General features: G+C 34.9%; 11 protein-coding genes. 10 read left to right on the top strand and 1 reads right to left on the bottom strand.

All coding sequences use genetic code 11. The annotated features are described in order from the left end of the window. Positions 1–28: 28 nt before the first annotated feature. Positions 29–367, bottom strand: a complete 339-nt coding sequence (locus LY11_RS07520; protein WP_111633099.1) for a helix-turn-helix domain-containing protein — start codon at positions 365–367, stop codon at positions 29–31. Between the two features lie 921 nt (positions 368–1288). Between LY11_RS07520 and LY11_RS07515 the strand changes: the two genes are divergently transcribed. The 10 genes from LY11_RS07515 to LY11_RS07470 all read left to right on the top strand — a co-directional run bounded on the left by LY11_RS07515 (position 1289) and on the right by LY11_RS07470 (position 12294). Next, complete coding sequence (locus LY11_RS07515) at positions 1289–1687, top strand: GreA/GreB family elongation factor (RefSeq protein ID WP_111633098.1); 399 nt, start codon at positions 1289–1291, stop codon at positions 1685–1687. Between the two features lie 286 nt (positions 1688–1973). Next, the gene (locus LY11_RS07510; protein WP_111633097.1) at positions 1974–2678 is read left to right on the top strand and encodes a hypothetical protein; all 705 of its coding nucleotides are present in this window, start codon (positions 1974–1976) and stop codon (positions 2676–2678) included. Then, the gene (gene rfbD, locus LY11_RS07505; protein ID WP_111633096.1) at positions 2678–3535 is read left to right on the top strand and encodes a dTDP-4-dehydrorhamnose reductase; all 858 of its coding nucleotides are present in this window, start codon (positions 2678–2680) and stop codon (positions 3533–3535) included. The genes LY11_RS07510 and rfbD overlap by 1 nt, the downstream gene beginning before the upstream one ends. 80 nt (positions 3536–3615) lie before the next feature. Continuing rightward, the gene (gene gmd, locus LY11_RS07500; protein WP_111633095.1) at positions 3616–4752 is read left to right on the top strand and encodes a GDP-mannose 4,6-dehydratase; all 1137 of its coding nucleotides are present in this window, start codon (positions 3616–3618) and stop codon (positions 4750–4752) included. A gap of 29 nt (positions 4753–4781) precedes the next feature. Then, on the top strand, positions 4782–7343 hold the full coding sequence (locus LY11_RS07495; protein WP_111633094.1) for an SLBB domain-containing protein: 2562 nt from the start codon (positions 4782–4784) through the stop codon (positions 7341–7343). Between the two features lie 61 nt (positions 7344–7404). Then, the gene (locus LY11_RS07490; protein WP_111633093.1) at positions 7405–8502 is read left to right on the top strand and encodes a Wzz/FepE/Etk N-terminal domain-containing protein; all 1098 of its coding nucleotides are present in this window, start codon (positions 7405–7407) and stop codon (positions 8500–8502) included. Between the two features lie 94 nt (positions 8503–8596). After that, positions 8597–9607 carry a UDP-N-acetylglucosamine 4,6-dehydratase (inverting) gene (pseB, locus tag LY11_RS07485; RefSeq protein ID WP_111633092.1) on the top strand — a complete coding sequence of 337 codons (1011 nt, stop codon included), beginning with the start codon at positions 8597–8599 and terminating at the stop codon, positions 9605–9607. Positions 9608–9609: 2 nt separating this feature from the next. Continuing rightward, positions 9610–10821, top strand: a complete 1212-nt coding sequence (gene pseC / locus LY11_RS07480; protein ID WP_111633091.1) for a UDP-4-amino-4,6-dideoxy-N-acetyl-beta-L-altrosamine transaminase — start codon at positions 9610–9612, stop codon at positions 10819–10821. After that, on the top strand, positions 10802–11839 hold the full coding sequence (pseG, locus tag LY11_RS07475; protein WP_111633090.1) for a UDP-2,4-diacetamido-2,4,6-trideoxy-beta-L-altropyranose hydrolase: 1038 nt from the start codon (positions 10802–10804) through the stop codon (positions 11837–11839). Before pseC ends, pseG begins: the two co-directional genes overlap by 20 nt. Further along, on the top strand, positions 11833–12294 hold the full coding sequence (locus LY11_RS07470; RefSeq protein WP_111633089.1) for a GNAT family N-acetyltransferase: 462 nt from the start codon (positions 11833–11835) through the stop codon (positions 12292–12294). Before pseG ends, LY11_RS07470 begins: the two co-directional genes overlap by 7 nt. The last annotated feature ends 1 nt before the right edge of the window (position 12295 follow it).

The following is a 12295-nucleotide window of genomic DNA, read 5'->3' as shown; positions in this document are numbered from 1 at the left end:
TGGTTAGAAACTAGTTTATCGTGTTGCTTTAAAGTGATGCTGACTTTTGAGTCCTGATGATCTCATACAGTTGAATGATTTTTTTCTGTTGATCGTTGTAACGTTCACTCAGTTCATCTAATTGTTTTTTTACATCCGGGTACTGTTCGTCCTGGGAGTCTTTCTCTCCTATACGCAGCATGTCTATTATTGAAACTCCGTATATATCAGCTATTTGCTGAACTTTGTAGAAAGAAACATCAGTTATTCCAGTCTCTATTTTAGAGTAGGCTGTAACAGATATGCCCAATTGGTCGGCTACGATTTTCTGGCTAATGCAATGCGTGTTGCGAATTGCTCTAAGCTTTTTTCCAATATTTTGAATCATATGTTATAGAGTTTAACGGGGATAAGAAATTGGTGTTTATCAAAAAATAATTTTTGTTACATGAAATGTTGCAAAATAAAGGCCAACGGAAATGCCGTGCCATGCCAAAGTGGTTAAGAATTAGATGGATTGAGCTAAATGTGTGGCCAGAGCTTGGATTGGACGAATTATGGACGATTTGTATTGTTTTTGTGACTAAGTGCCCGGAAAAAGTAATAACTGACTAAAGGAGTAAAAGGGTTAGTGGTTTTAGCCTGATCAACTTTGTTTTAATCCTTAAGATAATAAAGTGAGGCTGCGGCGTAAATTTCCAGGATTTTTTATATCCGGACATTTGGGCTATCTTTGAATTAATGAATCCTTTTAAATGGTTAAACAGAATGTCGGATAATCAACTCGCTTTACAAATGCGTATTGCATTGGCTATGTTTTGCCGTTTTCTTTTTATCCAGTATCGATTGGGTGATTCATTTCTTAAAAGCAGCAAGGACTTTATTTAGCAGGCCCCAGCCTTTTTCAAGGTGTGGGGTTCAGGATCTAAACCTGATTTAAATTGTTTTTCATCTTTATATAATTGTGATGAAGCTATCCTATGCAACTAAATTTTATTCATTTCGGTTTGTGTTCTGCTGAAAATAATAGGTGTAATTTTTTTTAGCGGTTATGTAGCTATATTTTATATACAATTCGTTGAATTATTTGAAAAATAAGATGGTTTCATCATTTTTTATTCTTTCAGGAGTGCATGAAGGCTTTAGCTTGCTTTGGTATGGCTTCCACTGGAATAGAATGCAGCATTGAACATTATGAATCATTCCTTGAAAATGAGTTGTAAAGACTTTGAGGAGAATGCCTCAGCTGAGTATAGCAGGCTGAGGCTAATTGTCTTTTTATTTTTTTATAACCTCATGATTATCACATATGAATACTACCGCAATAAAGATAGACACCAGGCCAATTGTTTTGTCCAGGGGCATTTTTGATTTGTTAAAAAGTCACCTCAGAAGAAGAAAGCTGAGTAAATACAATGAAGATAAACTGGAGCTTGAACTTCGCTACGCCAGGCAGGTGCTGCATCGGGAGCTGCCGCAAGACGTGGTCACTGTAAATACTTGTGTAAAGGTGAGAGAGCTGGTTTCGGGCAATGAATTTACTTATCATCTTGTCGCTCCCGAGCTGGCGAAAAGGAAAAACAATACTTTATCAATTTTATCACCTATTGGCGTTGCCATGCTGGGTTATCCACAAGGTGCAGAGTTACAATGGGAAATGCCGGAAGGGGTAAAAGTTTTCCGGATTGAGGAGGTGTTAAGGAAATAGTGAATTTTTAATAGCTTAAATTTTTTAGGGCAGTATGGTAATTTACCGTACTGCTCTTTTTTTGCTCTATTAATAATTACAAGTGCTTGGTCTGTTTGATGACTGAGGGGAATAATCCGGGATGTCGGGCAAAAAAATTATTTATGAATGTATATGATTTAGTTAAATAGTTAATTTAAAATGATAGTAATTAAATTGGCCAAATTGGTCGAGTTATTGTATACAGATGATTTAATTTTGAAGTGTATTTTATTATATACTTTAGACTAAAATAGCCCTTACATCTATGATTAAAACATACCTCGTCCTTTTCCTTTTAATACTTTCTGCATCGGCTTATTCACAATCGAATGGTGAATATATGTACAGTGTTGGTGTAAGAGGCTATAGCTATATGCAGATGCCCAAAATTATGAATCAGACTGCCGGAAATAGCTATTTGAATAGTTCTTTTAATAGTTTTATTGTTAAATTTAATGATAACTTATTCAGCTACAGGCTAAATGGAAGTTATATGAGCAGAAATGAGAATTTCTCTAATAATTGCGAAAGTTGTGAAGTTTTAAGTGGAAAAATGAAGGATTACTCTTTTAAGGTCGGTTTTGAAAAGAACTTTACTTATACTAAGTTTCAGCCTTACTTTGCACTTGATTTGGGATACAGGTCAAATAAGTTTGATGGTACTTCAACCAATATAAACCCTATTTTAAATTCTCCGTCCGATCTTGCGATGGCAGTGCCTCAGAATCAAATCATCGCTACAAAAGAGGGATTTACAATTACACCTGTTCTGGGAATAAAAATCAACCCTATTAAACAAATTTCTATATTTGTGGAAACGAACCTGGAGTTCTATTATTCTTATGAGCGTCAAGAGTCTGTACCGCAGGATGCAGCAAACGTGCGCTCATTGAATAGATTCCATAAAACAGAATATTTATTGAATCCAGTATCAGTAGGTATTCAATTTCATATCGGGAATAAAAATTAATGAAAAAAAATATTATCGTAATTGGCGGGAGCGGACAACTTGGGCAGTGCCTGAATGAAGTTGTTTCAGGGAAAGAACAAGCGTTTAACTATTTCTTTCTTTCGAAAGCAGAGCTGGATTTTGTGAATGCAGCGGATGTTGCCCGTGTTTTTGAACAGTATAAGCCTGTATACTGTATAAATTGCGCTGCTTATACGGCTGTTGATCAGGCAGAAGAGGATTTAGATCGTGCTTTCGAAATTAATGAGTTTGCAGTGAAAAGACTTGCTGAAATTTGTTTGACGCATCAAACCACTTTAATACATATCTCTACAGATTTTGTTTTCGATGGAAATTCTGGTATTCCTTTGAAAGAGGAAATGCACACGAGTCCTGTTAATGTTTATGGTTTGTCTAAGTTAAAGGGCGAACAGGAGATACAGGAAATCATGGACTCCTATTATATTATCAGAACAAGCTGGTTATATTCTGAAAAGGCTGGTAATTTCGTAAAAACGATGCTAAAACTGGCACAGAGTAGAGATGAGCTTAATGTCATTTGCGATCAGGTAGGTACACCTACTTATGCAATGGATCTGGCCAGGGTCATCATTCATATCATTGAAAATGAAAAGACAAATTACGGCCTTTATCATTATAGTAATGAGGGTGTTGCCTCGTGGTATGATTTTGCAAAGGCTGTTTTTGAGTTTGCAGAGGTAGATATGACTGTTTTACCTGTTCTGTCTTCTGCTTTTGTAACCAGAGCAAAACGCCCGCATTATTCTGTGATGGACAAGACTAAAATTAAAGCCATAATAGGCCTTGAAATACCTTATTGGAGGGATAGTTTAAATTTCTGTATACAAAACTTATAGGCCGTTTCTATTGTGATATATTTCTCAGTAATCAAATAATTCATTTATCTTTGGCCTCTACATAAAAAAAAATTAACCGAATGAAAGTTGCTCTAATTACCGGTGTTACAGGCCAGGATGGTGCCTATCTTGCAGAATTCCTTTTGAAGAAAGGGTATTTTGTGCATGGGCTAAAAAGACGTTCTTCTTTGTTCAATACGGATAGAATTGATCATTTATATCAGGATCAGCATGAGCTTGGGGTTAATTTTAAATTGCATTTTGGTGATCTTACAGATTCTACAAACCTGATTCGTATTATTCAGGAGACGCAGCCGGATGAAATCTACAATCTGGCGGCAATGAGCCATGTACAAGTAAGTTTCGAAATGCCGGAATACACTGCTAATGCTGATGGTCTTGGAACTTTAAGATTATTAGAGGCTATCCGTATTCTGGGATTGGAAAAAAAGACAAGAATTTATCAAGCTTCTACGTCTGAATTATATGGTTTGGTACAAGCGGTACCTCAAAGTGAAAGTACTCCATTTTATCCCAGGTCACCTTACGCGGTTGCCAAAATTTATGGTTATTGGATAACTGTAAATTATAGAGAGGCTTATGGTATGTTTGCTTGTAATGGAATTTTGTTTAATCACGAAAGTCCGCTCAGGGGGGAAACCTTTGTGACCCGTAAAATTACGAGAGCTGCAAGTAAGATTGCGCTGGGTTTACAAAAATGCTTGTATTTAGGTAATCTTTCTGCACAAAGGGATTGGGGACATGCTAAAGATTATATCGAAGCCATGTGGTTAATTCTTCAGCAGGATAAGGCAGAAGATTTTGTAATTGCTACAGGGGTTACAACGACTGTTCGTGATTTTGTTAAAATGAGCTTCGCAGAATTAGGCATCGAAATAGAATTCAGTGGTAAAGATGAATATGAGAAAGGTGTAATTATAGATATTGATCAGGATCTTGTCCTGTCTTTAGGTTTAAATGATCTCTATTTAAAACCAGGAACTACAGTAGTTTGTGTTGATCCGAAGTATTTCAGGCCAACAGAGGTTGATTTGTTATTAGGAGATCCTACCAAATCTAAAACTCAGTTAGGCTGGGAACCAAAGTATGATTTGCCAATGTTGGTTAAAGAAATGGTTCACGCTGATTTACAATTAATGAAAAAAGACGAATTTTTGAAAGAGGGTGGTTTTAATACGCTGAATCACTTCGAATAGATATAAAATATATTATACAGGTTACCCTTATGAATGTTAAAAAAATTACAGCTGCATTAGTCTTTTTATTGTGTATTGCTTTTGGCCAGGGTGTTTTTGCTCAAACTAATTATTCTGATGTGAAAGTCGATGAACTATCAGACACGCAAATACGACAATTGATGCAACGGGCAGAGTCTGTTGGCTACAACGATGCTCAGTTAGAACAGATGGCTGCTGCACAGGGTATGAAATCCGAAGAAACAGCCAAATTAAGATTGAGGGTTGAGAAAATTAGAAAATCAGGTAATACTGAAAATAAGCCAAGCAGTCAAACTTCTGCTGATGATGTTTCTTCAAGGACATATGATGGTGCGGATTCAACAAGAAATAAAAAACGTAATCTTTCTACGCAGGCAAAAACAGAATTAAAAGATGCTTTTGGAAATCTGATTCCAAAGATTTTTGGAGCAGAACTTTTCAAAAATGATGATATCAGGTTTGAACCTAATTTGAGGATGGCCACTCCTAAAAGCTATATTATTGGTCCTGATGATCAGCTCTTAATTGATCTTTCAGGTGATAATGAAGCAAATTATAAACTTCAGGTTAGCCCAGACGGAACTATTCGTCTGCAATATGTAGGGTTAGTTTCTGTTGGCGGACTTTCAATCGAACAGGCAACAGCTAAAATTCGGGCTGCAATGTCGGGAACTTATCCAAGTCTAAAAAGTGGCAGAACTAATGTTGCAATTAATCTGGGTAATATAAGAAGTATTAAAATTACTCTTTTGGGAGAGGTTGTAAAACCAGGATCCTATACTTTATCTTCTTTATCAACAGTTTTTAACGCTTTAAACGCATCTGGTGGACCCAATGAAAACGGATCTTTTAGAAAAATACAAGTCATTCGTAATAACAAAATAGTATCTACTATTGATGTTTATAATTTCCTGTTGAAGGGAATTCAAACAGGAAACATTCGTCTGCAGGATCAGGATGTGATTAATATCCCTGTATATCAAACCAGAGTAGAAATGTCTGGTGAAGTGAAAAGACCTGCCCTTTATGAAGTACTGAATACGGAGTCATTGGAAGATGTAATCAGTTTTGCAGGAGGATTTTCTAACAAGGCTTATACTGCTAAGATTAAGGTTTTACAGAACACAAATAAGGAGAGACGAATTATTGATGTAAATGCAAATGATTTTAGTAAGTATAACCCATTAAATGGTGATAAATATGTTGTAGAAACTATTTTAGATCGTTTTGCTAACAGAGTTGAAATAGCGGGCGCTGTATTCCGTCCAGGACAGTATGAGTTGGATAATGGCTTAACTTTAAAACAGTTAATACAAAAGGCGGATGGACTAAAGGAGGACGCCTTTTTGAATAGGGGATATATTTCCAGATTAAATACGGATAATAGTCTTGCATTATTATCTTTTGATGTTGATAAAGTTCTCAAAAGTATAGATCCGGATATTTCATTGAGGAGAGAAGATAAAATTACTATCTCTTCTATATTTGATTTAAGAGAAGAATATAAAGTAGATATTAAAGGTGAAGTAAGGAAACCAGGCGTATTTGATTATGCTGATGGCATGACGTTAGAGTCATTGATACAAATGGCTGGTGGATTTAAAGAAGGTGCTACACCAAATCGTATAGAAATTGCGAGAAGAATTAAAAATAGTGATGCAAACTCCATCTCAGCTAAAACTGCTGAGATCTTAAATGTGAGTATCTCTGGAGACTTGAAATTGCAGGATACTACTTTTGTGCTGCAGCCATTTGATATTGTATCGATCAGAAGTTCTGAAGGTTACCAAACACAGCAACAGGTTAAAGTTGAAGGCGAAGTACTTTATCCGGGCATTTACACTATCACAAGAAAAGATGAGCGTATTTCGGATCTGATTAAAAGGGCTGGAGGTTTAACAGTTCTTTCCTTTGCTGAAGGCGCTTCGTTGAAAAGACCAGGTCCTGATAAAAAAGAAGAAGAGGGTCAGAGGGATAAAAATGGAAGGCTTATCAGTGGAAAACTTGCTGGTTCTTCTAATAAAAATGTTATTGATAAACAGGAAGAAGAATTACAAAAACTGGCGAATCTGAAAAGATTACAGGGAGCGGGTGTTCAGGATACTGCGCAGCTAATTCAGGAAGTTAAAATATTAGGAAGTGACCTTGTAGGAATTGATCTTCAGAAAATAATAAAAACTCCAGGTTCAAAGTTTGACCTGCTGGTTGAAGATGGCGATGTAATTAGAGTACCTAAACAATTGCAGACTGTTAAAGTAACCGGGGAAGTTTTAAGGCCAACAAATATCGTTTATAGCCCAAATAAAAGTATGAAGCAGTATATTAATGGAGCTGGAGGCTTTACATATAACGCAAACAAGAAAAGTGCATATATTCAATATGCGAATGGTTCTGTGGATGCTGGAAGCAAATTCTTGTTCTTTAATAATTATCCGAGGGTTAAGCCAGGGGCAGAGATTTTTGTTCCTAAGCGCGCACCGAGGGAAAAATTTGGCATAGCAGGAATAGCGACTGTTTCAGCTGCGCTTTCTAGTATAATTACTGCATTAGTGCTAATTTTACGTAATTGATTAAGGTTTAAGCTGGAAGTTGTTATTAAATGATTGAGCGATAAGCTTGGAAAAGCATAGTATGGAAGAGAAAATTATTACACACAGTAAGGAATCTGAGGATATTTCATTAGCTGAAATTATCAGCGTGTTTATTGAGTTACGAAAGTACTTGTTATCTAAATGGATTATAATTGTTTCTATAAGCCTTTTGGGTGGGATTTTGGGATTCACATACTCCTACTTAAAGAAACCTATTTATACAGCAACAACGAGTTTTGTTTTAGAAGACGGTGATAAAGGAGGTGGGATGGGACAATATGCTGGACTTGCTTCTATGGTCGGGATTGACGTTGGCGGGGGAAGTAGTGGTATATTCCAAGGGGATAATATATTAGGATTGTATAAGTCCAGAACAATGATCGAGAAAACATTACTGACTGAAGTAGATAGCAATGGCAGGAAACAATTGCTAATCGATTATTATATTACTTTCAATGGACTCAAGGAGCAATGGAATGAAATCCCAGAATTAAAAGAACTTCGGTTTAGTGCCTTAAATTTAGATAGTAGTATGTTGCATCGAGACCGGTTAAAAGATAGTATTTTAGGTGTTATAGTCTCCGATATCAGTAAAAATTATCTGAAAGTTGATAAACCAGATAAAAAATTAAGCCTTATTATAACCGAGGTTAAAGCGCCCGATGAATTTTTCGCAAAGGTTTTTAATGACCAGATTGTAAAAAAAGTAAATGATTTTTATGTACAGACGAAAACAAAAAAGTCACTGGAAAATGTATTTATACTTCAGCAGAAAGTGGACTCTGTTCGTAGCGCAATGAATGGTTCAATATATGCAGCTGCAGCCATTAATGATGCTACCCCTAATTTGAATCCGACGAGGCAGTTACAGCGCGTTGCCCCTGTGCAGCGATCTCAATTCTCTGTTGAAACTAATAAAGCTATATTGAGCGAATTGGTGAAAAACTTAGAATTGTCAAAGATCTCATTAAGAAAGGAAGTACCTTTAATACAGGTAATAGATCAACCTATATTTCCTTTACAGAAGGAAAAATTTGGAAAGCTTAAAGGAATAATATTGGGAAGTCTACTGTTCGGATTTTTAACGGTATTTTTTTTATCTGTTAAAAGATTTTTGCAGAATGTAATTGATAAATAAATATCTGTGGGTTTCAGGAAATTATTCTTAACGACTTAAGAAGTGATAAATACCTATCTCAACAACATCATTAATAGAAAAAAGATATAATAATATGTTAAATAATAAATCAATACTCATAACAGGAGGAACCGGATCATTAGGAAAGGCACTTACCAAAAGAATTTTAGCCGAATGGCCAGATATAAAAAGATTGGTGATTTTTTCAAGAGATGAGCAAAAGCAATTTGAAATGGCTCAGGAATATCCTGAAAATAAATATCCTCAGGTTAGATTCTTTATAGGTGATGTTAGGGATCAGGATCGTTTGAAAAGAGCTTTTAGGGGTATCGATTATATAATTCATGCAGCTGCTATGAAGCATGTCCCAATTGCGGAGTATAATCCGATGGAATGTGTGAAAACTAATATTAACGGAGCTGAAAATATCATTAATGCTGCTTTGGATTCTGAAGTTCAGCATGTTGTTGCACTGTCAACAGATAAAGCGGCAGCACCCATTAATTTATATGGAGCAACAAAGCTCGCTTCAGATAAACTTTTTGTAGCTGCTAATAATATTAAAGGAAACAATCCGATAAAATTTTCGGTTGTTAGATACGGAAATGTAATGGGGTCTAATGGATCTGTAATTCCTTTTTTTATGAAAAGAAAAAAAGAGGGTGTTTTGCCAATTACAGTCGAAAATATGACTCGTTTTAACATTTCACTGGATGGTGGTGTTGATATGGTATTGCATGCTTTAGAGACAGCATGGGGTGGAGAGATATTTGTTCCTAAAATACCATCATACAAAATACTAGATATTGCCAAGGCAATTGGACCTGAATGTGAACATAAAGTTATCGGAATCAGACCTGGAGAGAAAATCCATGAAGAAATGATTACTGAATCTGATTCCTTCTACACATATGACTTAGGGAAATATTATGTCATTGTTCCTCAGACCACAAACTGGGATATAGAAGATTTTATTAAAACATTTAATGCAAGTAAAGTAGTAGAGGGGTTCAAATATAATTCTGGTGAAAACACTGAGTGGGAAACCGTAGAGAGCTTGAGAACCTTAATAAAGGAACACGTTGATCCTAATTTTGTAGTTTAGTTATGGAAAAAATTATTCCTTATGGTCGCCAGAATATTACTGAAGATGATATTCTGGCTGTTATCGAAACGTTAAAGTCTGATTTTTTAACTCAGGGACCTAAAGTTCTTGAATTTGAAAAAAACTTTGCAAGTTATATTGGGTGTAAATATGCTGTAGCTGTATCTAATGGCACCGCAGCATTACATTTATGTGCATTAGCGATAGGGATTTCTGAAGGAGATAAAGTTATTACCACTCCAATTACTTTTTCAGCTTCAGCTAACTGTATCCGTTACTGCGGAGGAGAAGTTGTTTTTTCTGATATTGATCCAAATACTCTTTTAATAGATATTCCAAAAGTAAGATTGCTTCTTGAAAAGTCACCAAGAGGGACTTTTAAGGGTATAATTCCTGTGGACTTTGCTGGAAGGCCTGTTAATCTAGAGGTACTTAGAAAGCTGGCAGATGAGTTTGGTTTGTGGATAATAGAAGATGCTTGTCATGCACCAGGTGCTTATTTTGTTGATGAAAAAAGAAATATTCAAAACTGTGGTAATGGAAAATATGCTGATTTAGCAATATTTTCATTTCATCCTGTTAAGCATATCGCAACAGCAGAAGGAGGGATGATAACCACTAATAATAAAGAACTATATGATGCATTATTGATATACCGTACTCACGGTATCACTAACCAGAGTGCTCTTTTCCAAAATTCAATGGAATTTGCTAATGGTGGAGATAAATCTGCTCATAAATATCCCAATTGGTACATGGAGTTGCAGGAATTGGGATATAATTACAGACTTACCGATATGCAGGCAGCTTTGGGAATAACTCAGTTGCAAAAAGCTGATGTTGGGTTAATTAGAAGAAAAGAAATCGCCTTAAATTATGATATAGCATTTGATGGGCATAAAAATGTGGTTTCTAAGGCAAATGAGTTAAAAAAGGATGAATCATTTTCTCATGCTTATCATTTGTACATCATTCTTGTTAAAGATAGGTTGGGGCTATATAATTATCTTAGAGAAAAGAATATTTACGCGCAAATTCATTATATACCTCTGCATCTGATGCCTTATTATAGACAGTTTGGTTGGAAAGAGGGAGATATGGAGGATGCTGAAGAGTATTATAAACAATGTCTTAGTCTTCCTATGTATCCAACATTAAACGATGAAGAACAGCAATATGTAATTAATAGTATTAATGAGTTTTTCGAAAAATAGAGTCATTTTTAGGGCTGATGGAAATGGACAGATCGGTCTTGGGCATATTATGCGATGTATAGCATTATCAGAAATGTTAAAGGAGGATTTTATTTTTGCCTTTGCAGTAACATTGCCGGATGCATCTCTTAAAATCATTATTGAAACTTTTGGAGAATTAATAGTGTTAACCTCATCTTGCAAAACTGAGGAATTATCAGAATTGGATCAATTTCTTAGTGATAGTGATATTTTTGTGGCTGATGGTTATCATTTTGATCTTGATTATCAAAAACATATAAAAAGCATCGTATATAAAATGGTTATGATTGATGATCTTGCGGATGCTGATTTTTGTGCTGATCTAGTTATTAATCATGGAAATGACGCAGTAATAGATAAATATAAGAGAGAGACGCATGTTAAAATTCTTACTGGATTTAAATACTTAATAGTCCGTCTGGATTTTTTAAATGCTGCTAAAAAGATAAAAAATATAAGTCAAATTAAAACTGCTTTTATTTGTATGGGGGGGGCAGATCCATATAATACTACTATGAAAGTTCTAAAAGGCTGTATACAATCTGGTTTATTTAAAGATATAATTGTAATTATTGGTGCTGCTTATTCATATCTTGAGGATTTAAATATGCTCATTGAATCGTATCAGAATGGTACTAATATAAAATTACTTCAAAATATTAATTCCAAAGAGATGATTAAATACATATCTATTTCTGACTTGTGTATTTGCCCTTCAAGTTCAATTTCACTAGAAGTATGCTGCGTCACATCTGGATTATTAACTGGAATGACTGCTGAGAATCAAAGTGGGATTCACGACCAACTAATTAAAGATAATTGCTGTATTTCACTAGGGAATTTTAATACTATTGAGGTAGGAGAAATTGCGGCTGTGATTAATAGAATGTCAAAGGTTAATATAATTAGTGAAATTATGAAGAATCAGCGTTTAGTTATTGATGGTAAATCAAATGAAAGAATATTGAACCAATTTAAATTGCTTTCAAGATGTTAACACATAGATTCGCAACTGAACAGGATGTAGACCTCTTTTTTAAATGGGCAAATGATTCAGTAACTAGAGAAAATTCTTACCAACAACTCCAAATTTCATATAATGATCATGTGAATTGGTTTAAACAAGGGATTTCGAATATTCATTGTTCTTTTTACCTATTTAAAAATGAAGAAGATATACCGATTGGTCAGGTTCGAATTGATATCACTGATAGCCAGACCGCATTAATTAGTATTTCAGTAGATGTCGAACATCGTAAAAAAGGATATGCAGCTAAAATAATCAGAATTGCTTCAGATGACTTTTTACTTAAGAATAAAGGATATACAATCATTGCATACATATTTAAAATCAATCAATCTTCTTACCACAGCTTTTTAAAAGCAGGATTTTTTAATTTAAGAGAAGAAACTATAAAAACTATTCCTAGTTATATTCTTTATAAAGCTTAAT

Origin of the sequence: Pedobacter cryoconitis (assembly GCF_003259615.1) — a bacterium.
Lineage (GTDB): Bacteria > Bacteroidota > Bacteroidia > Sphingobacteriales > Sphingobacteriaceae > Pedobacter > Pedobacter cryoconitis.
Note: the sequence above shows the minus strand (reverse complement) of the source record. Positions and strands in the feature narration are given on the sequence as shown.